Here is a 25,294-nt window from a genome sequence, read left to right as displayed (position 1 = left end):
ATTTTATAAATAAGAGATTTTCTCGAGGGGCCAATAGGCCCCCAAAAAAATTTGCTATCTCGTATAGTACCCAGCATTCTCCTGATCAACCGCACTGTGGAGCGAAGAATTCAGACCATTGGCAATTAAATTTGCCATATCTTCAATAAAAACATCGACTTCCTTAGGTGTTACCATTAAATTATGGCCAAGCGGGGACAAAACTTCGTAAATTAACTTTCTTTTCTCCTCATCAGGAAGTGTCCCAATCATTCCAAGAAAGGTTTTCCGATGCTTTTCTTCAGGCATATCTTCTTCTGTCAATTTGCGTCGTTCACCAAAGCTCATTCCTGCCGGAGAAAGTGCACGTGATGGACGATTTCCTTCCTTCATCTCTTTACCAAAATGTTTTAGAATGAAGTCAATCGTGTCACTTGTAATGGATACTGCATCCACTACCGTTGGTACACCAATAGCGATTACAGGAATTCCTAATGTTTCCTTACTTAATTCCTTTCGCTTGTTCCCTACTCCTGAACCAGGATGAATACCTGTATCGGAAATTTGAATCGTAGAATTAACTCTTTCGATTGAACGCGATGCCAAGGCATCTATCGCAATTACGAAATCGGGTTTTGTTTTTTCTACCACCCCAAAAATAATATCGCTCGTTTCAATTCCTGTTAACCCCATTACACCAGGAGAGAGAGCGCTGACAGAGCGATATCCTTCCTCTACATTTTCCGGCTGGAGTTGAAAAAGATGTCGTGTAACCAAGAGATTTTCACAAACCATAGGTCCCAGCGCATCAGGCGTTACATTCCAGTTCCCTAACCCAACAACAAGACATGAATCTGTCTTTTTAATTCCGGAACCTTCTAAAAAATGAGAGAATTCTTTTGCAAAAATCTCCTCGACCTTTTGCTGCACCTCTGTGTTCTGCTGGCGAATTCCCTGAACTTCCAACGTTAAATACCTGCCAGCTTTTTTTCCAAGCTGATCTTCACCTTGTTTTGTAACTTCTACTAATGAGATTTTTACATCATCAACATCTTTTTCTTTGATGATGACGCCTTCAATTTGTGAAAGATTTTCCTCCTGCTGAACAGAGGCACCCTTGCCAGCAAGGACCATTTCCCTTGCTTCAATTGCCAAATCTGTTCGAACAGAATACTGACTTAAGTCGACAGACTCACCCATTTGAAATCACTCCTAATCGAAAAATCGCCTTAAAATAGAAACTATTTCCTATTTTTACCCCTTTTCGATAAAAACATGCAGGGTAAACTAAGTAAGCAGGTAAATTCTATATTGCAATATAGGGTACCATTTGATAAAATATCTCTTGTTGCGAATTATTAATAATGAATGTTAAGTCGAGTTCATATAGTCTCGATTCTTTGTAGGAGGTGAAAGTAATGCCTAACATTAAATCTGCTATTAAGCGTGTAAAAACAAGCGAAGCTCGTAATGCTCAAAATACAACTGCTAAATCTGCAATGCGTACTGCTGTTAAAAAAGCAGAAGCTGCTATTTCAACTAACGATGCAGCTGCTGCAAAAGAAACATTAGTAACTGCTGCTAGTAAATTAGACAAGGCTGCTGCAAAAGGTCTTATCCATAAGAATGCTGCTGCTCGTAAAAAATCTCGTCTAATGAAAAAAGCTAACTCTCTATAATAAAAAAAAACGATTCCTTATTAAAGGAATCGTTTTTTTTATTTCTTTAAGCGAAACAATAGCATTTCGATTAATAATGATTTATTCATCCCGCCCGTTTTCATTTGATAGTCCGCATCGGCTATGAGGCCCATTAAATGGGATAAGTCTTCATCAGTAAAGCTGGCTGCCTGTCCGAGAGCAAGCTTTACACGGAATGGATGAGTTTTCAAATATCCCGCAATTTGCTGTTGGCCATATCCTCTTCTTGAGAGCTCTTTTACCTGATAAATCAATCTAAATTGCCCTGCCAGGAGAGCCAATATTTTAATAGGTTCTTCATTTTGTTTTAACAAATCAAAATAAATTCTTAATGCTTCATCAAGTTTCCGCTGAACTACCTTTTCAACTAGGGTAAAAATGTTTTGCTCAAGTGACCTTGCCACTAATTGCTCAACAATCGATACATCAATTCTTTTTTTCTCTGCTGCATATAAAGCCAGTTTTTCTATTTCACTTGAAAGCATAAACATATTTGTTCCGCTAAGTGCCAGCAATTGGTCAATCGCGTCTTGCTCAAATTCAATTCCACTTGATTTCGCCCTTGATTTCACCCAGTTTTTTAATTCAAACTCATTTAATTTTTTTGCTTCTACAATTTCAGCGTTCCTTTTTAATTCCTTTGTGATTTTCTTTCGTTCATCCAATTTCTCATAGGGAGCAGAAATAACCATAATCGTGTATGGTGCTGGCTCCTTTAGATATGCTTCAAATCGTGTTATATTATGGTCCACTTTTTCTTTTGTTTTTTCGGCCGTTAAAAAAGCAGGATTATGTAAAAAAATAACCTTTCTATCACCAAGAAAAGGGAAGGTTTCTGCATCTTCCAAGGCTAATTCGATAGGTGTTTCCTCTAAATCATACGCAGCGAAATTAAATTCCTTCTCCTCTTCCCCTAAAACGGTGTTTAAAAGGAGTTGTTTTGTTTCATTGATTAAAAATGCCTCTGTTCCATATAATAAATAAATAGGGGCAAATTCCCTTTGCTTTATTTTCTTCCAAACATCTAATAACATTTGCCCAGCGCTCCCCTTTTTTTCACTCACATATTATCGTAAAGAAGCTTGGACGATTTGACAAGTATTTAAAGGGAATTAGCGCTTTCTAAAAAGTGCCAATTCCCGATCTATAATGAACGCCAGCATCAAGGTCCTAGGAACTTCTTAATGCTTGCGGAATTTCTTTGTAATCATAGTGTAGCCCGCGCCTAATCAAACTATTTTGACAACACTTGTCAGTTATTGAGGGCAATTTGAGGCAGGCTGGATTTTTTCAGGCGAATGGCTTATACTATATCTTGAAATAGGAGGGGTAAATCGTGAACGAATTTGAAAAAAACATAAGTAAACGTAACGATGCAATTGATTCAGGAGTTGGTTTTGGGGTTTCTTTTGGTTTTTTTGCGATCATGTTTATTATTGCAACAGTTATTAAGCTAATTGGTTCTTAATAAATGGCTACATATGAGTAAGTAAAAAGGGCTGCAATAACTGCAGTCTTTTTTAGTTCTGTGATAATTGCTATATCCTATGGCAAATAGGTTGAAAAGGTTCCTTTTCCCTGGTAAAAACGATATGTAATCGCTCCTTTTATATCAGTCCGATAAATCTTAATATTAGCCGTCCTTAAACGTTCGAGAACTTCCTGATGGGGATGGCCAAAACGATTATGCTCACCTGCAGAAATTAACGCAACACTCGGCTTTGTTTGATAAATGAAGGCTTCAGCACTCGATGTTCTGCTTCCATGATGGCCTGCTTTAAGCACATTAATTTTTAAATGAGGATAGTTTTTGATGATTTCTTCCTCCCCTTCCTGGTCTAAATCCCCCCCAAAAAACCAGCTGACTTCCCCTATTTGAGCAATCATGGCAATCGAACCACGATTCCTTTCACCTACAAAATTTTTTTCCGGTGAAAGAATATAAAATTCATTTTCCCCACTGATCCAATGACTCCCCCTTGAGACTTCAATTACAGAAATCCCTTTCTCTTTTGCCAATTTAACAATGGCTCGTTCTGTATCCGAAGGATCGCGAACAGACGGCATTAGGATTTGGTTTACTTTTATCTCCTTTAGAATGGAAAACGTCCCTCCAATATGATCCATATCACCATGAGTAAGGATAAGTTTATCAATCTTAGTAATTCCTTTTCCCTTTAAGAACGGAACCACCACATCCCGTCCCACTTCATACGGTTTTTCCTTCTCTTTCCAACCTTCCTCCGTAAATTGCATCGTCCCGCCAGTATCAATAAGGTAGGTTCCATTATCGTGAGGGAAATGAAGTAAAATACTATCACCCTGTCCAACATCAATCAACGTCACTTCGCCAAATGGATTTAGAAAGTTCCAACTCGGCTGGAAAATAAATAACACAAACGTAATAGATATTAGATGCGCATTTCTTTTTAAAGTGGACCTTGATTCCCAAATATAAAAAATTCTGTAAATAATGAGAATATAAATTATAAGGAGAAATATGTTTGGTCTTCCTGGAACAAACGAAGTAATCGAAAAATCAGCCAGAGCACTAATAAGACGATTAAAAAAATTTATTATCAATAAAAATAGTGAGATTAGGAATGGCGGTGTATGAAGAAAAACGATTTGGATGAAAAACAATAAATATAAACCCGGCAGGTAAACAAAAGAGAAAAGCGGAATGTATAACATATTGGCGAATATCCCAAGCAGGGACATTCCAAAGTAATGATAAAGTATAAAGGGAAGTGCCGCCAATTGGGAAATGATCGAAGTAAACAGCATCTTTGCCCCATTTGTGTGATAACCATTAAGAATTGAACTTGATGACAAAATAATGACAAAGCTTACGGAAAAGGAAAGCTGAAAACCAATATCAAAAAGAACCAGCGGACTAAAAAATATATATAACATAAATGCCAAACTAATAGCATCAATCGGCAAAAGTTTGAGAATTCTTTTCCATTTACCTGTGATTAAAAAAAGCATGATCATAAGCGCTGACCGTATTACTGACGGGGATGCTCCAGTTAAGATTACATAAATCGGAATAACAATAAGCAAGAAATTCAACATGAACTGCCTGGTTAATCCCATTCGGATGCCGATATAAAAAACCATTGCAATAAGCAAGGAGACATGAAGGCCTGAAATAGCTAATAAATGGACAATTCCCGTTTGTTGATAATCCCCAAGGAGTTGACTGTCAAGCATACTTCTATCACCAAAAATTAACGCTGCTGAAAGTGAGGCGATTTCCGGCGGAAAATGATTTTCAAGGTAGCGTACACCCATAAAACGGAGCTGTTTAATTATGACTGTTGCAGACTGATGAACTGGAGCGCAATTCTGAAGGGGGCTTCCTTGGATTTCAACAATCCAGAAGATTTCTTTAGTGGCTAAATAATTGCGGTAATTAAAGCCATTAGGATTTTTGGCCACTTTCGGTTTTTCCAAAGTGCCAGTTGCCCTGCATAAATATCCATAAAAACTTCTACTATGTAACAGCTTTTTTTCTTGTTCGGATCGGATGGAATAGCGGATTAATACTTTCTCTTTGTACTGTTGATCGATAGCCTGAATCTGCAACAAATCCCCATCAATTTTGGGATCTTGAATATATTCAAGAAGAAAGGCCGTTTCTGTACCTGGAATCTTTGTTTTATTTTTAATAACAGCAGAATGTCCAGTTAAGAAAAATACGAATACAATAGCAAAAATAAGCAATAGTTGTTGATTGTTAAATCTCTTGTATTTGTATAAGAAATAAAGATAGGTCACGGTTAAAAGAAAAAAGGGAAGAAATTTACTAAGGACGCATAGCTCCGCTAATAAGGCAGGAATTGCAAAATACACAAATTTTCCGTACATGTTTTTTCTCCAATATTGAAGTAATTTTTGAGGGATGAGAATCGCCGGCGTTTAGACCGGCGATTTTTGAGGATTATTGATTAACCTTTCGAAAATCAATAATTGATTCAGTTAGCTCTACTTTTTCTATCTTAACATGTGCTTGGTCAAATAATTCGATGGCATGAGGGTGATTCTTATAATCCTCAGCGTAATAGACCGTTTTAATGCCCGCCTGGATAATGGCCTTACAGCATTGTAAACATGGAAAATGAGTAACATATATTTCAGCATCGGCTGTTGGAACACCAAACTTGGCGCACTGCAAGAGTGCATTCATTTCCGCATGAATGGTTCTAACACAATGGTTATCAATTACATAGCAGCCTTTATCAATACAATGGTCACCACCAGCAATCGATCCGTTGTAACCTCCAGCAATTATTCGCTTATCTCTGACAATTGTCGCTCCCACTGTAAGACGGGTACATGTGCTTCTTAGTGCGAGCAAATGACTTTGTGCCATAAAATATTGATCCCAGGAAATTCGATTCATTTTCTCCCACTCCTTAAAACTATCTTTTTATTTAAAGTTTAAACGGCTTGGATAAATTGGTCAAATGAAGTATTTAATGAACAACAACCAAATCCTTTAACTTTTCGAAGGTTTTATCGCCGATTCCGCTTATGTTCTTTAAATCCTCAACTGCTTTAAAAGGACCGCTCGTATTCCGGTATTCAATGATTGCAGCTGCCTTTGAAGGTCCGATTCCCGGAAGGTTTTGCAATTCGTTTTCATCTGCTTTATTAAGATTAATTTTCCCCTCATTTTGAGCCGTACTGCCAGATAAGGGTGAACCTCCAGAAGATCCTGGTACAGTGCCCACCTCCCCCTTTGCTGGTATATAGATAACCATTTCGTCCTGGACATGCTCAGCAAAATTCACTTGGCCCTTATCAGCTTGGTCCGTTAACCCGCCAGCCCGGCTAATAACATCAATTACCCTTTCATCTATGTTGGCTTGATAAACCCCAGGCTGCTTAATTTGTCCCTTAACATCCACCATAATTTTATCAGGTACTTTCGTTTGTTTTTCCTGCTGATTATTTTCCTCTTCTTTTTCTTTTGTTTGAGGGGTGGTGTTTTCCATACTCACGGTTTGATTTGATGTGGAAGGGGCATCATTACCCATATAGAAATAATAAAGTCCGCCAAAAGCTAGCATTGAAGCAAGGATAACATATAACTTGTGTTCATTTAACCATTCTTTCAATTGGATTCATCCTTTCTAAAGGTATATTTCATTAACGGTTTTCATATTGTTATAAGAGAATCTTTCATGTGAAGGAGGGTCGTTTCAATGAATATAGGCATCATCGGCACCGGAAATATGGGGACGATTTTAGTCGAGGCTTTGATTGATGGAAAAGCAATCTCCCCTTCTTCAGTAATGATTACAAATAGAACAAGGTCAAAAGCGATGCTGCTTAAAGATAAATATAATAATATAAAAATTGCGGCGAATGCAGTGGAAGTTGCAGCAGAGTCCGATTTAATATTTATTTGCGTGAAACCATTACAGATTTTTAAAATACTTGATGAGATAAATCCCTATTTAGGCAAGGAAAAATGCCTCGTTTCCATAACAAGTCCAGTCAGTACAAGCCAAATTGAAAAAAAAGTTTCCTGTTCCGTAGTCAGGGTAATCCCTAGTATCACAAATCGTGCATTAGCTGGAGTTTCATTAACTACCTTTGGAGAAAATTGCAGCGACCATTGGAGAGCAGAAGTTGAAAAATTAATTACGAAGATATCTGTGCCAGTTTCTATAAATGAAAAAATTACGAGAGTTTCCTCTGATATTGTTAGCTGCGGACCTGCATTCTTCAGCTATTTACTTCAGGGTTTTATAAAAGCAGCGGTGAAAGAAACGGAAATCGATGAAGAAACAGCAACAATATTTGCCAGTGAGATGGTCGTGGGACTTGGTGAATTGTTAAAACAAGGTCATTATACCTTACCGTCACTTCAGGAAAAGGTTTGTGTAAAGGGCGGGATAACAGGTGAAGGAATTAAAGTATTGGAGAATGAGGTTGGCGATATGTTTGAACACCTATTTCAAGCCACACACGCTAAATTTAAAGAGGACCTTTCAAAGGTAGAGGGACAATTCTCTAATCATTAATTCGCTAAATTAAGACAAAATCCTTCTATATTTTTATAAAAAAAGCCATCTTTTAAAAAAAGATGGCTTAGATTATTTTTTTCTAGCGGCAAAAAAGATTCTTTCGGAATGATCTGTTGGTGCAGTGTTTTCAAAATCACCACTAATTTCTAACAAGTCAAACCCGGCATCGCTTAACCAATTCGAGTATTGTTGAATAGAATAGCTCCGTTGTAAATGAAGTTCATCATAACGGTCATATTTTCCCGATTTTTCATCCAATACAAAAAAGCTCAGCTCATGTTCCACACTGTTAGGCTTTTCACCAGGGAAGCTATTCCAGATATAGGACACATGATCATCACTATGAGCAAAAGTCTGATTGATGAAAACCTCGGTCATTTTGTAGATTGAGTGCACATCAAAAATAAAAATTCCAGTTTGACTCAAATGCTGGTAAACATTTAAGAAGGTATTCTTTACTTCTTCCTCAGATTCGAGATAGTTCAATGAGTCACAAAAAATACCAATAACATCAAATTCTCCATGGCCCTGCAAATCAGCCATGTTTTGTTGAAAAAAAGGAATCTTTAATCCGGCATTCTCTCCTTTTGTATGAGCTACAGCCAGCATTTCGGCAGACAAATCGACGCCGGTCACTTTATAGCCCTCTTCTGCAAAACGGACCGAAAGCTCTCCTGTGCCGCAAGCTAAATCAAGTAATCTTATTGGTCCTTCGCCAATACCAAATCTTACAAGTCTATCTTTGACAAACTGGACCCACTCTTCATACGGTGCATCCTTCATCAGTTCATCGTAAAGATAAGCAAACTGTTCATAACTCATGAATTTAGCTCACTGCGGATATCTTCTAATGGAGCATCGCCCCATAAACGTTCTAAATTATAATAGCTTCGTTCATCACGATGGAAAACATGGGCCACAACATCCCCTAAATCAATCAATACCCATCTAGCTTCATCAAAACCTTCAATCCGTTTAACATCATAGCCATTTTCCTGTGCCTTTTCTTTCATCTCTCTGGCAATAGCCTGGACTTGTTTATCCGAATTTCCATGGCAAATAATAAAGTAATCCGCAATTAAGGAAATTCCCATCATATTTAATGCCATTATATCTTCTGCCCGCTTATCATCAGCGGCCTTTACGGTAATTTTTAGTAACTCATGTTTATCCATTAATCAATCCTCCAAATTTTTTATTAGGTCATTATAGGTATGAAAAGTATCAGGGTATACCCTTTGATTCTTTTTCATTAAGAATACAATCGTATTTTGAACCGCTTTAATTAATGCTTTATCTAAGCTTTCCTTTGCCATTTCCCTTACCTCATCGACCCCTGGAAAATGTCTTCCCGGTTCAATATAATCTGCCAAATAAATAATTTTTTCAAGAAGTGTCATTCCCGGCCTGCCGGATGTATGGTATCGGATTGCATCCAATACATCACCGTCGGATATACCAGCTTCCTTCTCAACTAAATATGTACCTACAGGTGCATGCCATAGCTCAGCATTATATTCAAGCAAATCCTGCGGAAAACTCTTTGTAGCAATAATTTCTTTCATTTCATCCTTTGGACGAAATTTTGCATAATCATGAAAAATCGCCGCTAGCTCGGCTTTTTTTTCATCTGCACCATATTGGTTTGCTAAGGTAATGGCGGTTTCCATTACCCCCAAGGTATGCTGGTAGCGATGTTCGGTTAATTGTTTCTTTACTAACTGTAAGGCCCTTTCACGTTCCATATAATTGTTTCTCCTCGATATAAGAAATAACGGAATCTGGCAGTAAATAACGGACCGTCTTCCTGCTTTTTACTCTCTCTCTGATCATACTTGAAGAGATATCCATTGCTGGTACGTCAACATAGTGGACAGGGTAACTGGTTTGATGGCTGTACTGAGGCCGATCAACACCAACAAATTGAACGAGCTTTACGAGCTCGTCAATTTTATGCCAGTTTGGTAAATACTCAATCATATCTGCCCCAATAATAAAGAAGAATTGATGGTCAGGAAATTCGTCATTGATTAACTTCATAGTCTCAACCGTATAGGATGGCCCCTCCCTTTCAAGTTCAATAGACTGAATTTGAAAAGCATGATTCTCCCCTATAGCTAACTGAAGCATATGCAGCCGATCCTCATTTTTTACTGCGTCAGATTTTTTCTTGTGCGGAGGCTCCTGATTTGGCATAAACCAAATCTCGTCAAGCTGAAGAGCGAAAAGAACCTCATTTGCAATCAAAAGATGTCCGAAATGGGGCGGATCAAAGGTACCACCCAAAATTCCAACTTTCTTCATGCTCCACCGCCTCAATTTTATGGAAGAGTAATTTGCTTCTTCTCCACAGATTCTTTATAAAGGACAATTGTATTTCCAATAATTTGTACGATTTCCGCACCTGCACCCTCTGCCAGCTGCTCGGCAACTACGTTTTTGTCTTCCTCACAATTTTGCAAAACGCTCACTTTAAAAAGTTCTCTCGCTTCAAGTGCATCCGCTACCTGTTTAATCATATTTTCATTCACGCCGCCTTTTCCTACTTGAAAAATAGGGTCGAGGTGGTGTGCCTTTGAACGTAAGAATCTTTTTTGTTTACCTGTTAACATGTTTTTCCTCCTAGTTGGTTTAACACATTTTCCCGCATTCTTTCTACATCAGGAAAAATTCCTGTCCATTTTTCAAAAGCAAGTGCTCCCTGATAAACGAACATATCGATGCCGTTTTGGATGCTTGCTCCTTTTGCTTTTGCTTCCTGCAAAAATAGCGTCTCAATCGGGTTGTATATTATATCACATACTAATGCTTGTTTCTTTATATTTGTTACGTTTAACGGCAGTTCCGCAATTTTTGGTGACATGCCAATCGTCGTGGTTTGAATGATTAAATCATATTCCTCTAAGTTTCTGCTTGCCTCATCCAATGTATATGCGCTCGATGAAATACGGTATGGGCACGCTTCAATAAGCCCAGAAGCCTTTTCCACCGTACGATTTGCAATGTCTATTGCCATCGCCTTTTCCTTAGCTAAAGTAAAATAAATCCCTCTTGCAGCTCCGCCTGCTCCAATGAGTAACACTTTCTTTCCTTCTATTGAAGTCATGTGCGACGTTAATCCCCTTAAGAATCCAGGGCCATCGGTATTATATCCGATTAATTTGCCTCCATCATTGACAACAGTATTAACTGCTCCAATATTTAACGCTAACTCCTCTACTTCATCGAGGAAGGGAATAATGGCGCTTTTATGTGGAACCGTTATATTAAATCCGCCCACTCCAAGTGCTTTCAATCCTTTAACAGCATCCTCCAAGTCATCATTCTTGACATGAAAAGGCAGATATTGACCGTCAATCTGATAATACGAAAATAAATCATTATGCATTATGGGAGACATGGAATGTCCAATTGGATCCCCTAGTACTGCAAATAATTTTTTCATTGGTATCTCCTCATCCCAAATTCTATTCTTTAAATTAAAGATTTTCGAATTAGCGTTTGAACTCCTTTAGGTACGTAAGCAACAACTTTTGCCCCAGGATCATTCACTGTTATCCAGCCAAGCCCCGAAAAAACAATATCTGTCTTTGCTTCTTTGATGATAAATTCCTGTTTTACGAGTTCAGGGAACGAATCTAGTTGCTCCATCCGTGGAGGGGTCAGCATTTCTCCGACATGCTTTTCATAAAGCTCAGTGGCATTTTCCGTTTTTGTTCTGTGAATATTGATTTCATTTGAAACATAACAAACAAAGGATCTTCTTCCTCCGCTTACATAATCAAAGCGGGCAAGTCCGCCAAAAAACAAGGTCTGACCCTCATTTAATTGAAAAACCTTCGGCTTTATTTCCTTTTTCGGAGTAATCACTTTTAAATCCTTTTTATCAACAAAATGAGCCATTTGATGATGGTTGATGATTCCTGGTGTATCAATTAATGCTTTTTCATCATCCAAAGGAATTTCAATGATATCTAAAGTAGTTCCAGGAAAGTGAGAAGTGGTAATAACATCTGCCTCCCCTGTTACCTCTTTAATAATTCTATTAATAAACGTCGATTTTCCAACATTTGTACATCCAACAATATAAACGTCCTTACCCATGCGAATCTCATCGATTGCTGCTGCCGTTTCTTTAATATTCAAGCCTTTTGCAGCACTAACAAGGAATACCTCCTCTGCCCTTAGGCCAAGTTCGCGGGCTTCTTGTTTCATCCAATGAATTAATTTATTATGCTTAACCGATTTAGGTAATAAATCGACCTTATTTCCTACAAGCAGAACTTTGTTTCTACCTACAAAACGGTGCAATCCAGGCAGCCAGCTGCCATTAAAATCAAAAATGTCGACAATCATGACGATTAATGCATCAGATTTACCAATTTCATTTAAGATCTTTAAAAAGTCATCGTCGGTAAGGTCCACATCTTGAACTTCATTATAATGCTTTAAACGAAAGCAACGCTGACAAATAATTATTTCCTTTTCTAAAGCGGAAGCAGGTGCAAATCCTATTTTAGCAGAATCTTCTGTTTGAACCTTAACTCCGCAGCCCATACATACATATTGTTGGTCAATCACAGCCTATTCCTCCCACTGAAGCATGCCTTTTTTGCGGAACCAATTCAAAATTCTTCGTTCTGCAAAGCGGTTAAATTTTGTAAAAAAGCCGTCTGTCTGCGCAACTGGAACAACTAGTATTGTATGGAACCCGCTTCGGTTTCCTCCCAGTACATCCGTTAATAATTGGTCGCCAATAACGACTGTCTCTTCTTTCTTTAGACCCATTTGTTGCAGGGCTTTGTGAAAAGCAGGTCCCATTGGCTTTTTAGCGCGAAAAATAAACGGGATATTGAGGGGATCGGAAAAAGCCTTTACTCTTTCTTCATTATTATTAGAAACAATTGTGACAAGGATATTGTGTTTTTTAATTTCATCAAACCATCTTATCAGGGCAGGAGTCGCATTAGGGCGGTCCCATTCGACTAATGTATTATCCAAATCCGTGATAATCCCTTTAACTCCGCGTCCCTTTAATTGTTCCGGTGATATATCTAGAATGCTTTTCACATGTTCATCCGGTAAAAATTGTTTTAACACTAAGCTTACACCTCATTGATTTTTAAATAGACTTCATAGCACTTCTCATCATAACCAATTTTAACCTTTGATACAAAGAATAAATGTCATGTTCTTATTGTTCATCAAAACATGACAATACATGAGATTCAAAAATATGGAGAATTGATAAAAAACAAAAAAAATATTTTTCGACAAATTTCAGCAATCTCAGACTCTGTGGATAACGTTATTAACATTATACCCATTGAGTCCGTCAGTTTTCCTCCCTTTATAAACAAATTAATCACAAGTTATCCACTGGATTATGTGGATAATTAGAACGATTGTTCTATAGGAATAAATTTGGTAGATTTAGGGTACACCAATTGAACGTACTATTTTATGTTTGCTAATCGGCAAATAGAACCTTTAATATCCAAATCGGAGGTGGATTCTGACGTGCGGAAACTGTCAGATGAATTATTAATCGAATCCTATTTTAAAGCAAGAGAACTAAAATTGAGTCCAGAATTTATTAATCTTATTGAATCCGAAATTCACCGACGTTCCTTATTCAATAAAATCAAAATGACATCATAATTATCAAAAACTGCCCCTTAAGGGCTTTTTTTTTATGTAAACAACGGCACAATAAACGTGCCGTCATTTTAAGAACCAAGTTGCTTTAAAGATCCTATTCTTTCCCCCACCTTAATTTCCTTAGGAGTTTGAAGAGTAGCGTCAACCTGGAAAATATCCTTTTCAAAAAGCAAAACAACCGTGGATCCAAATGTGAAGTAGGCCATTTCAGCACCCTTTTCTAACTCAGAACCCTTATGTGTGGTCTCGATGGAATTAACAAACATTGCGCCAACCTTTACAATCGCCACATGACCAAATTCTGTTTTAACTTCCGTAATGACGCGGTAGTTTTTTGCAAGCGTTCGGACTCCGTATTTTAACCCCAATTTATTAACTGGATATGATTTTGCACCAAGTGTCCATTGTTTTGTTACCGTTCCATTTACAGGACTATGGATGCGGTGATAATGGCTTGGACTTAGATAAAGAATCATGTATGTACCGTTTAAATATTTTGAAAGCAGTTCACGGTCCCCAAGCATCTCATCAATGGAGTAGGTTTTCCCTTTTACGATAATGTCACTTTTTTCATTGATGGAACCAACATCTTCAATTACAGCATCCACCGGACTCGTTACGGTGTCATGGTCCTTATTAATAACCCTCGCTTCAGTTTTCAACGTTCTAACAAACAAATCATGAAGAGTTGGAAATTCTGACAAGCCTTTCTCCATTTCTTCTTGATTCAATTGATAGATTCTAGCGAAGGATGGGACGATAAACCGACTTACATTCGAACGAGCAAAGCTCTTTAATATGCTGGATGTCCACCTTCCATTCGTTAATTCAATCAAGAGACGATAAATAGTTTGCAACATTAAATGACCCCCAAATAGTGTAAAAATACTCTTTACGAAAAAGCATAAAACGCTTAGAATTAAATAATATAGAATAAACTGAAGAAATGGAATTCCCTTCTGTCTTTTTAAAAAAGGAGTGATGAGGAGAAATGTTTTTGTTGGACTTTTTGGATCAAACCATCAAAAAGCTAAAATCCCAAACAGCCAATGTAATTACGTTAACAAATTTATCATTGGGCGGGTTTGCAATCATTTTCGCACTTCATGCCAATAATCTTAGATTAAGCTTATTGCTTATTTTTATTGCAGCCTTGGCAGATCGATTTGACGGCTTGATTGCAAGAAAGTTTAATATCGAATCAGAGCTCGGTAAACAATTGGATTCCATGAGTGATATTATATCATTTGGAGTGGCTCCTGCACTATTGCTATACCAGGGAGTTTTGCATGAATTCGGCGGACCGGGCACATTTTTCACTGTATTTTACATTGGTTGCGGCGCATTTAGACTTGCACGTTTTAACATTACAGAAAGTAATGGATATTTCACTGGTTTACCGATCACTGCAGCAGGCTGTTTAGCCACCTTAAGCTTTTTGGCCATTAACTACGTCCCATCCCAAACGTTCTTATTTATTATTATTATTCTATCCTTCTTAATGGTCAGCTCCTTTAAGCTTAAAAAAGTTTAATAATTCAGAAATCCAAAAATAACTTGCTTGTGGAATAACCAGGCAGGTTATTTTTTATTGTGTTAAAAACTTAATTTTGAGGCTATGTTGATTGGAGCGGAAGGCGCGAGACTCCTGCGGGAGTACGGAACAGGGGAGACCCCGCAGGCGCTTTCATCGCCGAGGATGCTCCCCGGACCGCCCGCGGAAAGTGAAGCGCCTGGAGAGCAAATCAACATCCAAATTTAACACAGCTTTTTTTTAAACAATAAAATTTTCTGGACAGACACAATTTCCCGTTTTCTTCATAGGAATTAGTAATAGGCAGATGCCCAAAAAAGATACGGGGGTGGAAGTAGATGTCTGGAATCTTGACAGCTCTTGGCTACTTAGTTAAAGAGTTTTTGTTTCTTGTATCCTATGTTAAAAATAATGCCTTTCCTCAACCCCTATCTGCTGCAGAAGAAAGGAAATATCTACGATTAATGGCAGAAGGGGATTCGCATGCACGCAATATGTTAATTGAACATAACTTACGCTTAGTTGCCCACATTGTAAAAAAGTTCGAAAATACCGGCGAAGATTCGGAAGATTTAATCTCCATCGGAACCATCGGATTAATAAAAGCGATTGAAAGCTACTCAGAGGGTAAAGGAACAAAACTCGCCACCTACGCTGCACGATGTATTGAAAATGAAATACTGATGCATTTGCGGGCGTTGAAGAAAACGAAAAAAGACGTTTCCCTACATGACCCCATTGGTCAAGACAAAGAGGGGAATGAAATTTCCTTAATTGATGTTTTAAAGTCGGAATCAGAAGATGTTATTGATACAATCCAGTTAAATATGGAGCTTGAGAAAATAAAGAAATATATTGAGGTACTTGATGATCGAGAAAAGGAAGTAATTATCGGACGCTTTGGCCTTGATTTGCAGAAAGAAAAAACACAGCGCGAGATAGCCAAAGAACTTGGAATTTCCCGCAGCTATGTCTCCAGAATCGAAAAGCGCGCACTAATGAAAATGTTTCATGAATTCTACCGCGCCGAAAAGGAAAGAAAGAAGAAGAATTAAAGACAAAGTTCAAGAAAGAGCTGGATTACTCCAGCTCTTTTTTTCCGTCTTTTAAAAGCATATTCCATGTTTTCCCACCATCAATAGATTGGTATAAATCATTTCTATACGTAGTGAAAGCGATTTGATTTTGATTCTTTGGGTTAACCGCTAAATAAGTAATTGGATTGTCATAATCAAGAAAAGGAATCGTGATATTCGTTAGCCCGCCAGAAGCAGCGTTCCAAGTTTTTAAGAAAATTGTATTGTTTTCAACACTTGAAAATAATATTGAATCCCCGTTAAACGTTAGGGCTGTAACCATATAAGGATCAGTTATTCGCTTCATCGTATTTCCATTGTCAGTAGAATAATAAATTCCTGATCTAGTTGACATCGCCATGATATCCCCGTTTGTTGGGTGAACCGCCATCATTCCCAATGAATCCGCATCAAAATTCTTGAACGCACTTTTTTTCCAAGTTCGACCGTTGTCTTTCGTATAATTGACACCTTGACTTAACTTATCATGTGGCTGTTCACTAATTACATAGATGGTATCACCTGAAAAGCTTGCCGCCATAAAATAAAAATCCGTATCACCATAGAAGGCTAATTTTTTGAGGGATTTTCCTTTGTCATTACTTTGTACCAAACCAAGCGGGTCTTTAAAGCTTGTCCCTTTTTGCGGAATCCCACTTGATACAAAGCCTTTTTCAATTGCTTGAAAGCCAATATATTCATGGTTATTTGTGGTTGTTTTGTACCAGGCTGAATCTTTTAACATTTTTAAACCATCATTAGAAGCAACATAAAGACTATTATCATTTCCAGGAAAGCCAATTCCTCGTATATTTTCTAATTTGAATGATTTCGCTTCTACAATTTCAAATTTCGTATTATTTACATCTTCATCCTTTGGTGCTGCATTTTTTTGCTCGTTCCCGCTGCATCCGGAAACAATCAATAAAATACCTGTTAAAATAACTTGTAATACTTTCTTTTGAATCTTCACTTTTTTCCTCCTGAATTCTAATCCCTATCCATCCACTTATACCCCAGTCCCCAGACAGTTGTCAAATATTCATCAACAGGAAAACCTGCTTTTCTTAATTTATCTCTTAGATTTCGGACATGAGAATCAACCGTCCGGTCTTCTGTCGGTGCCGCATATCCCCAAATGGTTGTTAACAGGTGCTCACGGGTAAATACTTTATTTCGATTCTGCAGGAAAAGACCCAATATCGAAAATTCTTTAGGGGTAACAGGTACATTATTTTCATGATAAGAAACTTCATAGGAATCTTCATTTAAAGAAAGACCATTGAAGGCAATGACCCCTTTTATTCCATTCTTTCTTCTTAAAAGGGCTTCAATCCTAGCGATTAACTCCTCTTCATCAAATGGTTTAGAAATATAATCATCCGCACCCATTTTTAGGCCTTTAACCACATCTATTTTATCACTGCGAGCGGTTAACATGATAATGGGAATATCCCAATTTTTTCGTATCTCCAGGCATGCCTCCCAGCCATCCATTTCGGGCATCATTACATCCAATAAGATGAGATCTGCCTTTTCATCCTCTAAATAATAAATTGCCTTATTTGCAGATGTCATTTTTATACACGTATATCCCTTTGGTGTTAAATAGAGGGAAAGTAAATCTAACATTCTCGCTTCATCGTCTATCAGTAGAATTTTTTTCAAGTGCTACCTCTCCCCGATTAAATCTAAAATAAATTATACTACAACTGGTTAAAAACAAATGTGAATTTCGTTTGGACAAATATAGACATACACTTTCGCCTATACAAGCCAAGGCTAGGGCACATACCCTAAAACAAAAGGATAAAGGGGGGATTTTTATGCCATATGGTTATCCATACCCGCCCGTCTTTTGCCCAGTACCATATCCTGTGCCATATCCTAGCGGCGTTGGAGGATGGTATGCATTCTTTATCGTCATCTTTATTCTATTTTTAATTTTTGGCGGCTGGTGGTATTTTTCTCAGTTTTATTAAAATAATTGGGCTTATACAATTTTTGTATAAGCCATTTTTATTTCGGGAGACTCAACATATAGAATCTTTCGAAAAATATATATTATAATGAAAATGTACATATTCAAAGGGGGTACAAATAATGACAGCTGCTACATATTTAGATGTTTGGAATCTTGATGTATTTTTTAAAGGGGGTAGTGGGTCTCCTGAATTCGCAGACCACTTAAACCAAACAGCTGAATTAATTGAAATTTTCCAATCAAAAGTAAATAACTGGACACCGCTTAATACTATGGAAGATCAAAAATATTTGCTGAAACTGTTGGAGGACTTTGAGCATGCTGCTAAAAAACTCCGCCAGGCTGGCGCGTTTGTTGGATGTCTTCAAGCACAAAATACCGAAGATAAAAAAGCCTATAACCTTGAATCAAAAGTAACCAGTTTAAGCGCTGCCTTTCAAACAGCGCTAAGTGCTTTTGATAGTCTTCTTACATCAATAAAGGATGAAGTTTGGTCTCAGCTACTTTCAGAGAAGACATTAAACGAACTTTCCTTTGTACTAACGGAAAGACGCGAACGTGCCAAAGATAGACTTTCTAAGGAAGAGGAAGCGTTAATCAGTGCTCTTGGTGTTGACGGATATCACAGCTGGGGACAATTGTATGATTTAATCGTTGGAAAAATTAAAATTCCGGTACAGGAGAATGGTCATGAGAAGCTTCTGTCTGTCGGCCAAGCGTTTAATAAATTTGCAAGCCCTAACCGTGACCTCCGAGCATCTGTCTTTAAAAATTGGGAAAAAGCTTGGGGAGATCAGGCTGACTTTTTAGCGAAAACCCTCAATCACCTCTCTGGTTTCCGTTTAAATGTTTATCAAAAAAGAGGCTGGGAGGAAGTCTTAAAAGAACCGCTTAGCATTAACCGAATGGAAAAGGAAACTCTTGAGGCGATGTGGACGGTCATTTCTGAAAATAAACAAAAGCTTGTAACCTATTTAGAAAGGAAGGCAAACCTTTTAGGACTTAAAAAATTAAGCTGGTATGATTTAGATGCTCCTTTCGGGAAAACTGCCTCAAAGCTTTCTTATCAAGAGGGAGCCGAATTTATTGAACAGAATTTCGCACTTTTTGGCGAGAAAATGGCCACATTTGCGAAAAAGGCATTCGAGGAGCAGTGGATTGAAGCAGAAGATCGACCTGGAAAGGCACCTGGAGGGTTCTGTACCTTCTTCCCTGAAAGCGATCAATCAAGGATATTCATGACGTATTCGGGAACGCCTTCCAATGTTTCCACACTCGCACACGAGCTGGGACACGGCTTCCATACTTTTGCTATGAAAGGTGTTCAGCATCTTAACCGCAACTATGCCATGAACGTCGCAGAAACAGCGTCAACCTTTGCCGAGATGATTGTGGCCGATGCTGCGGTGAAGAACGCAAAGGATCCAGAAGAGAAACTCGTCCTGCTAGATGATAAAATTCAAAGAACGGTTGCTCTATTAATGAATATCCATGCCCGCTTCCTGTTTGAAACACATTTTTATGAGGAAAGAAAACAAGGTCCAGTTGCGGTCGAAAGATTAAATGAATTAATGCTTGAGGCTCAAAAGGAAGCCTACTGTGAAGCGCTGGAAGAATATCATCCATTATTCTGGGCCTCGAAACTTCATTTCTTCATTACGGGTGTCCCGTTCTACAACTTCCCGTATACCTTTGGCTACCTATTCTCACTAGGTATTTATGCACAGGCAATTGAGGAAGGTAAAGGTTATGAAGAAAAGTATATTGCATTATTAAGAGATACGGCTTCGATGTCAGTAGAAGATCTGGCAAAGAAGCATTTACAGGTCAACTTAACAGAAAAGGACTTCTGGCAAAAGGCAGTCCGAATTTGTATGGATGATGTGGATGAGTTTTTAGAGCTAACCAAATAAATTTGCCTAAAAAAAGCATCGGCCGTGAATAAATGCGGTCGATGCTTTTACTATTATTCAACACTTAATTCTGCTGAGATTACGCAGCCAATCGCCCCAGTAATGACCAAAGCCATCACAACCATGAACATTTTCTCCACCCCTTAAAATAGCTCTGCTCTTCCTAATTTGAATTTATCATATTTTCACAGTAACCATCGTAATGAGATGTGAACATTCTGTTAATTAACATCCTGCTATTAGCATAATGAAGGAACTATGATTTCATTTTTTCTTTGATTTAAAAATTAGCGATATGAATAAAATATGCAGCGGCATTATTGTTACCTCCTATTTTAATCACTAAGCTAGGTGGTATCTTTCATACCCCATAAGCTTGCTCCTCTTCCCTGCATTAGAAAAAACATCTTTAAAACCACCTTTCTTTTCATGGATTTTTTAGTTCTTACATAAGACGTTGCATTGAGATTTGACGGTCTTTATTTTGTTCATACAGTTTTTCAACTTGTTCCTGATGAATTGCTTCTTCAAGAGTCACGTGTCGTTTCTTTATCGTTATCGAGAAAAATAATATATTTAAGGTCATTTCATATCACTTCCTTTCATTTTTTGATAGGTATTTCATTCAATTACATTTCATGGTACATGGATATTTGACGATCTTTGTTTTGTTCATAAAGCTTTTCAACCATTTCCTGGTGGACAGCTTCTTTTAGATTTACTTCACGTTTTTTGATTGTTAATGAAAAAAATACTAAGTTAAGGGTCATCGCAGGAACACCTCCTTTAAAAAGATTTTGATTCAACAACATTCTTAATTTATGCAGCACATATCCAAACGGCGAGTAAAAAGGGCACAAAAAGGCCGCAAGAAGTCATCTCCCCTGCGGCCGGTCTTTTTAGGCACAAAAATACCGCAAGGCATCATTCTCCCTGCGGCATGGATATGTATTGTAACAAAATGCTAAGCAATCCATTCCAATCTGGTCGAATGTGTGTTATTCAAATATTTAGTTGCTTTAGAGCCAATATGCGTTAACATCATTTTATTCGACCTCCTTTGGAATTTTTTACTTGCTACGGTAATTATATCCACACCCCTATACTTTGTAAACCATTTTAAACAAATTTTTTTAAAAATAATGAAATGGCCCTTAAAGCGCAAAAAAATAGTGCCCCCATTTTGGGAACACTTACTTTTTCCTAAAATCATCTTGCCCGTCTTCCATTTCCAGAAGCTTTATTTGATATCTCTTCACTTGAATAAAGAATAAAATAGACGCTGATAAGAATGAAATAGCAAAATTGATCATAATATTTAAAACCGTCACAGTTTTTCCTGTATATGGAATAATCGCACCTAAATAAAAAAATACTCCGAAAGCAAATAAAGTCAGCGCAAACCGTTTGAAATCAGCTATCTTCTCAAAAAGACTTTTCGTTTGCTGTTCCACTACCATCACCTGCTTCTCTTAAATCTACTAACCTACTTTAACACAGAAAACAGCGTTAAACAGTATGTAAATATTAGAAAAGGTGTCAGGCACCATGTGAAAATTTCACATGGTGCCTGACACCCATTGTAACATTAACACTATTCTAATGCTTGTGACAGGTCCTCAATTAGGTCTTCTACGTCTTCGAGGCCTACTGAGATGCGGACTAGGCCATCACTGATTCCTAATTCTGCTCTCCGTTCTGCCGGAATGGATGCATGTGTCATTCTTGCTGGAACGGAAATTAAACTTTCAACAGCACCTAGACTTTCAGCTAGTGTAAAGTATTTTATTTTGCTTAACAGTTGATCCGCATTTTCTGCGCTTCCGACATCAAATGAAACCATACCGCCAAAACCTCTGGATTGTTTTTTAGCTATGTCATGATTAGGATGTGTTTCAATGCCTGGATAGAATACCTTTTTCACTTTAGAATGCCCTTGTAAAAACTCCACAATTGCATTTGTATTGGATTCAGTTTCTTCCATGCGGATGCCTAAGGTTTTGATTCCTCTGATTAGCAGCCAGGAATCCTGTGGCCCCAATACACCGCCAGTTGAGTTTTGAACAAAATGAAGGTCTTCAGCCAGCTTATCACTATTGACAACCACTAACCCTGCAACAACATCACTGTGACCGCCAATGTATTTCGTGGCACTATGCAAGACAATGTCAGCTCCAAGCTCAAGTGGATTTTGCCAGTAAGGTGTAGAAAATGTATTATCGACAATAGTTAATAGGTTATGCTCTTTAGCAAGCTTAGAAGCCGCTTCAATATCCGTGACTTTTAAAAGTGGGTTTGTCGGTGTTTCTAAATATACTGCTTTTGTGTTTGGGCGAATTTCACTCTTTATATTTTCTAAACTACTTGTATCAACAAATGTGGAATCGATTCCGAAGCGGTTCAAAACCTTAGTCATAACTCGGAAGGTTCCACCGTACACATCATCTGTAAGAATGACGTGGTCACCGCTGTTAAACAGCATGATTACGGCTGTAATTGCTGCCATACCAGAGCCAAAAGCAAATCCTGCTTTTCCTCCTTCGATATCTTTAATCAATTCTTCAAGAGCATTTCTCGTTGGATTGCCGGTTCTTGAGTACTCAAAGCCTTTGTGTCCGCCGACACCTTCTTGCTTATACGTACTTACTTGGTAGATTGGAAACGATACAGCACCTGTTGCCGGATCTTCGCTAATACCGCCATGAATTAACTTCGTTTTTCTTTTCAAACTAAATGCCTCCCTCAAAAATCTTTTTACTTAAATATCGTTCGCTGCCATCAGGGAATATCACAACAATATGTGTTCCTTGCTTTGCTGATTCCGCTTCTTTAAGTGCTGCATATAAAGCCGCACCGGAAGAACTGCCGACCAGCAGGCCTTCTTTTGCAGCCAGCTCTTTTACAAGCTCAAAGGAATTGACATCCATTACAGTATAAATGGCATCAAAATATTCTGTGTCCATAAACGGAGGCAAAAACTCCATTCCAATGCCCTCCGCTTTATGGGGTCCTGGTTTTCCGCCGTTTAAAATTGAGCCTTCTGGTTCAACGATGACGGTCTTGATTTCTTTCTTCTTTTCTTTTAAATAACGTGACGTCCCCATGAAGGTCCCGCCAGAGCCCGCTCCGGAAACAAAGATATCAATCTGTCCGTCCAATTGCTCCCACAATTCCGGCCCAAGTGTTTTATAGTAAGTATCAGGATTCGCTGGATTAGCAAATTGCTGCGGACAAAAGGATCCTGGAATTTCCTCTAGAAGTTCCTGTGCTTTGGCTATGGCACCCTTTATCCCAAGTTCTGTTGGAGTATTTATAATCTTGGCACCAAGCGCCTTCATGATTTCCTGCTTTTCCATACTGAACTTTTCTGGAACACAAAAAATAACCTGTACACCTTTATTTATCGCCGCAAGTGCCACGCCAATACCCGTATTGCCGGCAGTTGGCTCGATGACTGTTCCGCCCTCCTGCAGCTTTCCGGATTCGAAAGCATCTCTTAAAAGCTCTAGACCAAGTCTATCTTTAACACTCCCGCCGGGGTTCATGAATTCCAGCTTCGCAAAAATGCGAACACCTTCAGGCAATGGAAATTGAGTAATCTCGACAACTGGTGTGTGCCCAATTAATTCATGGACGTTCTTATAAACCTTCATTTTTACACCCCTGATTTCTATCTTAACGCGGCCACCATTTTCATAACTAGCGTAGCAGAATTGGTTGCTGCTTTATCAATAAATTGATCAAATGAGATTTCCGACTCTTTACCAGCGATATCGGAAAGGGAACGAATGATCACAAAAGGAACACCAAAGCGATGAGCTACCTGGGCTATCGCCGCTGCTTCCATTTCAACGGCTTGAAGATCGGTAAACTTCTCTCGTATAAAATCTACACGTTCCGGATCCTCCATGAAAGAGTCACCCGTAGCAATTAAACCTCTCACGATTTGAAATCTGTCTAATTCTTTTGCGGCAGTTTCTGCTACCCCGATTAATTGATCATCAGCTTTAAAGGCAGCTGGAAGCTGAGGAACCTGGCCATACTCATATCCAAACGCTGTTACATCGACGTCATGATGGCGCACCTCCGTAGAGATGACGGCATCACCTACATTTAAAGAAGGATTAAGCCCTCCTGCTGATCCTGTATTGATGATATAATCTGGCTTATATTTATCAAGAAGGATAGTTGTCGACATCGCTGCGTTCACTTTACCAATCCCCGAACGCAAAAGAATTACGTCTGCCCCATACATTTTTCCAAACGTAAATTCACAGCCGGCAACAGTTTCCTGTGTTTGATCCTCAATATTGTCTCTTAACAGAGTCACTTCTTCTTCCATTGCACCGATGATGGCAATTTTCATTTTTTTACCTCTTTCTTATTGTTTTACGCCTTCCATTACCCAGACAAAATCGTTGAAGCGCGTAAAAGTAACGCTAAAACCGTTTTTCTGTAAAATATGTTTTAAAAAGGGAATTGTTGTGTAATACTCCGTTTCCAAATCTTTTGCTAGGTTATGAAAGCCATTATTTTTAGCTTCTACGATTGCATTATTATAATCTTCCTCAGATTCATACATCGTATCCGCGAACACTATTTTACCACCAATAGAAAGAAGTCTGCCATATATAGCTATTGCTTCCGCTTTTTCATCATCAGTTAGATGATGGAAGGCGTACGAACTGACAAATGTATCAATGTTGATTTGCTCCGGAAATTGAAGAAAGTCCCCATCAAGGAGCAATGCTTTCCCACCAAGTTTATCTTCTGCAATTTTTCTCATCGGCTGGGAAGGTTCGATACCTGTCACCGTTAAACCTTCTGCTAGCAGCTTTTTGGTCAGATTTCCTGTCCCGACACCGAATTCAACTACATGACCATAGGAACGATTAGCGACTCCCTCTAATATTTCCTCATATTTTGAAAATACTTCTTTATATTGAAGATCATGGCCAACGACTGTCTTATCATATGTGTCAGCCCACTGTTCGAATACTTCAAGAAATTCTCTACCCATTAATGTCACTCCTAAGATGTCGATAATTCCTATAGGTATACTATGAATTATTGAAAAAGCTGTTCTCAATTTACCATATTCCGTACTTTTATTCAACAAATTCGTTGTTTCTTAGAAAAGAAATGGCTAAAATATATTCTGACAGAAAGGAGGATTTGAATTGATGAATTTTCAGTTTGACCTCATTGAGGATAAAGTTGAATTTTATGAGGCCAATAACCTTAAAACATTACAAAAAAAGATTGAGGCACAAATAGAGGAAAATAAAGCAATTATGCTGGGAGTTCATTCCGTTTCCCATCAAATGCATGTAAATGAAAATGGACAAACCTATTTTACTGCTGTCGTCCATTTTAAAAAGAAATAGGATGGTGCCAATATTTGGC

31 protein-coding genes and 1 pseudogene are annotated in these 25,294 nt (G+C 38.2%); 9 read left to right on the top strand and 23 right to left on the bottom strand.

What is annotated here, in order from left to right:
• Window positions 1–54: 54 nt before the first annotated feature.
• Entirely contained in the window at window positions 55–1,179 is a 1,125-nt protein-coding gene (gpr, locus tag AC59HZ_RS01760) for a GPR endopeptidase (RefSeq protein ID WP_496544191.1), read from the bottom strand.
• 218 nt (window positions 1,180–1,397) lie between these two features.
• On the opposite strand from gpr, the gene rpsT reads away from it, so the two are divergent.
• Window positions 1,398–1,658 carry a 30S ribosomal protein S20 gene (gene rpsT / locus AC59HZ_RS01755; protein WP_223591294.1) on the top strand — a complete coding sequence of 87 codons (261 nt, stop codon included), beginning with the start codon at window positions 1,398–1,400 and terminating at the stop codon, window positions 1,656–1,658.
• A gap of 38 nt (window positions 1,659–1,696) precedes the next feature.
• On the opposite strand, the gene holA is transcribed toward rpsT, so the two are convergent.
• Window positions 1,697–2,713, bottom strand: a complete 1,017-nt coding sequence (gene holA / locus AC59HZ_RS01750; RefSeq protein WP_496544190.1) for a DNA polymerase III subunit delta — start codon at window positions 2,711–2,713, stop codon at window positions 1,697–1,699.
• A gap of 302 nt (window positions 2,714–3,015) precedes the next feature.
• On the opposite strand from holA, the gene AC59HZ_RS01745 reads away from it, so the two are divergent.
• Entirely contained in the window at window positions 3,016–3,147 is a 132-nt protein-coding gene (locus tag AC59HZ_RS01745; RefSeq protein ID WP_496544189.1) for a YqzM family protein, read from the top strand.
• A 77-nt stretch (window positions 3,148–3,224) separates the two neighbouring features.
• Here AC59HZ_RS01745 and AC59HZ_RS01740 read toward each other — a convergent pair whose 3' ends face one another.
• The 3 genes and pseudogenes from AC59HZ_RS01740 to AC59HZ_RS01730 form a co-directional block, all read right to left on the bottom strand.
• The gene (locus AC59HZ_RS01740; RefSeq protein WP_496544188.1) at window positions 3,225–5,552 is read right to left on the bottom strand and encodes a DNA internalization-related competence protein ComEC/Rec2; all 2,328 of its coding nucleotides are present in this window, start codon (window positions 5,550–5,552) and stop codon (window positions 3,225–3,227) included.
• A gap of 88 nt (window positions 5,553–5,640) precedes the next feature.
• A pseudogene (locus tag AC59HZ_RS01735) lies at window positions 5,641–6,087 on the bottom strand (ComE operon protein 2); the annotation flags it as partial.
• Window positions 6,088–6,160: 73 nt separating this feature from the next.
• Window positions 6,161–6,805, bottom strand: a complete 645-nt coding sequence (locus AC59HZ_RS01730; protein WP_496544187.1) for a helix-hairpin-helix domain-containing protein — start codon at window positions 6,803–6,805, stop codon at window positions 6,161–6,163.
• An 87-nt stretch (window positions 6,806–6,892) separates the two neighbouring features.
• On the opposite strand from AC59HZ_RS01730, the gene comER reads away from it, so the two are divergent.
• The gene (gene comER / locus AC59HZ_RS01725; protein ID WP_496544186.1) at window positions 6,893–7,717 is read left to right on the top strand and encodes a late competence protein ComER; all 825 of its coding nucleotides are present in this window, start codon (window positions 6,893–6,895) and stop codon (window positions 7,715–7,717) included.
• Between the two features lie 72 nt (window positions 7,718–7,789).
• Here the strand turns inward: comER and AC59HZ_RS01720 are convergent, their stop codons facing one another.
• Genes AC59HZ_RS01720 through AC59HZ_RS01685 form a run of 8 tightly spaced genes read right to left on the bottom strand, consistent with a single transcriptional unit; the run spans window position 7,790 to window position 12,820 of the window.
• On the bottom strand, window positions 7,790–8,542 hold the full coding sequence (locus tag AC59HZ_RS01720) for a class I SAM-dependent DNA methyltransferase (protein WP_496544185.1): 753 nt from the start codon (window positions 8,540–8,542) through the stop codon (window positions 7,790–7,792).
• On the bottom strand, window positions 8,539–8,895 hold the full coding sequence (gene rsfS / locus AC59HZ_RS01715) for a ribosome silencing factor (protein WP_496544184.1): 357 nt from the start codon (window positions 8,893–8,895) through the stop codon (window positions 8,539–8,541). The genes AC59HZ_RS01720 and rsfS overlap by 4 nt, the downstream gene beginning before the upstream one ends.
• A 3-nt stretch (window positions 8,896–8,898) precedes the next feature.
• Window positions 8,899–9,465 (bottom strand): bis(5'-nucleosyl)-tetraphosphatase (symmetrical) YqeK, encoded by a 567-nt coding sequence (gene yqeK / locus AC59HZ_RS01710; protein WP_496544183.1) that lies wholly within the window; start codon window positions 9,463–9,465, stop codon window positions 8,899–8,901.
• Window positions 9,455–10,024 (bottom strand): nicotinate-nucleotide adenylyltransferase, encoded by a 570-nt coding sequence (locus tag AC59HZ_RS01705; RefSeq protein ID WP_496544182.1) that lies wholly within the window; start codon window positions 10,022–10,024, stop codon window positions 9,455–9,457. The genes yqeK and AC59HZ_RS01705 overlap by 11 nt, the downstream gene beginning before the upstream one ends.
• A gap of 17 nt (window positions 10,025–10,041) precedes the next feature.
• A complete protein-coding gene (yhbY, locus tag AC59HZ_RS01700) occupies window positions 10,042–10,332 on the bottom strand; it encodes a ribosome assembly RNA-binding protein YhbY (protein WP_289988074.1) in 291 nt (96 codons plus the stop codon).
• Window positions 10,326–11,165 carry a shikimate dehydrogenase gene (gene aroE / locus AC59HZ_RS01695; RefSeq protein WP_496544181.1) on the bottom strand — a complete coding sequence of 280 codons (840 nt, stop codon included), beginning with the start codon at window positions 11,163–11,165 and terminating at the stop codon, window positions 10,326–10,328. Before aroE ends, yhbY begins: the two co-directional genes overlap by 7 nt.
• Before the next feature lie 29 nt (window positions 11,166–11,194).
• A complete protein-coding gene (gene yqeH / locus AC59HZ_RS01690; RefSeq protein WP_496544635.1) occupies window positions 11,195–12,298 on the bottom strand; it encodes a ribosome biogenesis GTPase YqeH in 1,104 nt (367 codons plus the stop codon).
• Window positions 12,299–12,304: 6 nt separating this feature from the next.
• Window positions 12,305–12,820 (bottom strand): YqeG family HAD IIIA-type phosphatase, encoded by a 516-nt coding sequence (locus AC59HZ_RS01685; protein ID WP_496544180.1) that lies wholly within the window; start codon window positions 12,818–12,820, stop codon window positions 12,305–12,307.
• A 420-nt stretch (window positions 12,821–13,240) separates the two neighbouring features.
• Here AC59HZ_RS01685 and AC59HZ_RS01680 point away from each other — a divergent pair, with 420 nt between their 5' ends.
• On the top strand, window positions 13,241–13,381 hold the full coding sequence (locus AC59HZ_RS01680; RefSeq protein WP_430066587.1) for a sporulation histidine kinase inhibitor Sda: 141 nt from the start codon (window positions 13,241–13,243) through the stop codon (window positions 13,379–13,381).
• A gap of 68 nt (window positions 13,382–13,449) precedes the next feature.
• On the opposite strand, the gene AC59HZ_RS01675 is transcribed toward AC59HZ_RS01680, so the two are convergent.
• Window positions 13,450–14,241: a phosphatidylserine decarboxylase gene (locus AC59HZ_RS01675; protein ID WP_496544179.1), complete on the bottom strand. Its 792-nt coding sequence runs from the start codon at window positions 14,239–14,241 to the stop codon at window positions 13,450–13,452.
• A gap of 131 nt (window positions 14,242–14,372) precedes the next feature.
• Here AC59HZ_RS01675 and pssA point away from each other — a divergent pair, with 131 nt between their 5' ends.
• A complete protein-coding gene (gene pssA / locus AC59HZ_RS01670; RefSeq protein ID WP_496544178.1) occupies window positions 14,373–14,915 on the top strand; it encodes a CDP-diacylglycerol--serine O-phosphatidyltransferase in 543 nt (180 codons plus the stop codon).
• 338 nt (window positions 14,916–15,253) lie between these two features.
• On the top strand, window positions 15,254–15,970 hold the full coding sequence (sigK, locus tag AC59HZ_RS01665; RefSeq protein WP_173058351.1) for an RNA polymerase sporulation sigma factor SigK: 717 nt from the start codon (window positions 15,254–15,256) through the stop codon (window positions 15,968–15,970).
• A 25-nt stretch (window positions 15,971–15,995) separates the two neighbouring features.
• Here the strand turns inward: sigK and AC59HZ_RS01660 are convergent, their stop codons facing one another.
• A complete protein-coding gene (locus AC59HZ_RS01660; protein WP_496544177.1) occupies window positions 15,996–16,964 on the bottom strand; it encodes a F510_1955 family glycosylhydrolase in 969 nt (322 codons plus the stop codon).
• Window positions 16,965–16,981: 17 nt separating this feature from the next.
• The gene (locus AC59HZ_RS01655) at window positions 16,982–17,659 is read right to left on the bottom strand and encodes a response regulator transcription factor (RefSeq protein WP_496544176.1); all 678 of its coding nucleotides are present in this window, start codon (window positions 17,657–17,659) and stop codon (window positions 16,982–16,984) included.
• Window positions 17,660–17,817: 158 nt separating this feature from the next.
• On the opposite strand from AC59HZ_RS01655, the gene AC59HZ_RS01650 reads away from it, so the two are divergent.
• Together AC59HZ_RS01650 and AC59HZ_RS01645 are read left to right on the top strand one after the other, a co-directional pair.
• On the top strand, window positions 17,818–17,973 hold the full coding sequence (locus tag AC59HZ_RS01650) for a hypothetical protein (protein ID WP_496544175.1): 156 nt from the start codon (window positions 17,818–17,820) through the stop codon (window positions 17,971–17,973).
• 121 nt (window positions 17,974–18,094) lie between these two features.
• Window positions 18,095–19,888 (top strand): M3 family oligoendopeptidase, encoded by a 1,794-nt coding sequence (locus tag AC59HZ_RS01645; RefSeq protein ID WP_496544174.1) that lies wholly within the window; start codon window positions 18,095–18,097, stop codon window positions 19,886–19,888.
• A gap of 445 nt (window positions 19,889–20,333) precedes the next feature.
• Here the strand turns inward: AC59HZ_RS01645 and AC59HZ_RS01640 are convergent, their stop codons facing one another.
• From AC59HZ_RS01640 to AC59HZ_RS01610, 7 genes are all read right to left on the bottom strand, one after another.
• Window positions 20,334–20,474 (bottom strand): YrzI family small protein, encoded by a 141-nt coding sequence (locus AC59HZ_RS01640; protein WP_496544173.1) that lies wholly within the window; start codon window positions 20,472–20,474, stop codon window positions 20,334–20,336.
• A gap of 43 nt (window positions 20,475–20,517) precedes the next feature.
• A complete protein-coding gene (locus AC59HZ_RS01635) occupies window positions 20,518–20,658 on the bottom strand; it encodes a YrzI family small protein (RefSeq protein WP_496544172.1) in 141 nt (46 codons plus the stop codon).
• 423 nt (window positions 20,659–21,081) lie between these two features.
• The gene (locus AC59HZ_RS01630) at window positions 21,082–21,342 is read right to left on the bottom strand and encodes a YrhC family protein (RefSeq protein ID WP_496544171.1); all 261 of its coding nucleotides are present in this window, start codon (window positions 21,340–21,342) and stop codon (window positions 21,082–21,084) included.
• A gap of 140 nt (window positions 21,343–21,482) precedes the next feature.
• Window positions 21,483–22,616, bottom strand: a complete 1,134-nt coding sequence (locus AC59HZ_RS01625) for a bifunctional cystathionine gamma-lyase/homocysteine desulfhydrase (protein ID WP_496544170.1) — start codon at window positions 22,614–22,616, stop codon at window positions 21,483–21,485.
• 1 nt (window position 22,617) lies between these two features.
• Window positions 22,618–23,541 (bottom strand): PLP-dependent cysteine synthase family protein, encoded by a 924-nt coding sequence (locus AC59HZ_RS01620; RefSeq protein WP_496544169.1) that lies wholly within the window; start codon window positions 23,539–23,541, stop codon window positions 22,618–22,620.
• 17 nt (window positions 23,542–23,558) lie between these two features.
• Window positions 23,559–24,254 carry a 5'-methylthioadenosine/S-adenosylhomocysteine nucleosidase gene (gene mtnN, locus AC59HZ_RS01615; RefSeq protein ID WP_496544168.1) on the bottom strand — a complete coding sequence of 232 codons (696 nt, stop codon included), beginning with the start codon at window positions 24,252–24,254 and terminating at the stop codon, window positions 23,559–23,561.
• Window positions 24,255–24,269: 15 nt separating this feature from the next.
• A complete protein-coding gene (locus AC59HZ_RS01610) occupies window positions 24,270–24,908 on the bottom strand; it encodes a class I SAM-dependent DNA methyltransferase (protein WP_496544167.1) in 639 nt (212 codons plus the stop codon).
• A gap of 163 nt (window positions 24,909–25,071) precedes the next feature.
• Here AC59HZ_RS01610 and AC59HZ_RS01605 point away from each other — a divergent pair, with 163 nt between their 5' ends.
• Entirely contained in the window at window positions 25,072–25,275 is a 204-nt protein-coding gene (locus tag AC59HZ_RS01605; protein WP_335713871.1) for a DUF2536 family protein, read from the top strand.
• Window positions 25,276–25,294: the final 19 nt, after the last annotated feature.

It is taken from the genome of Neobacillus sp. DZ-9, from assembly GCF_059587065.1.
The sequence above is the reverse complement of the archived record's forward strand: the minus strand, read 5'-3'. Positions and strand labels throughout refer to the sequence as shown.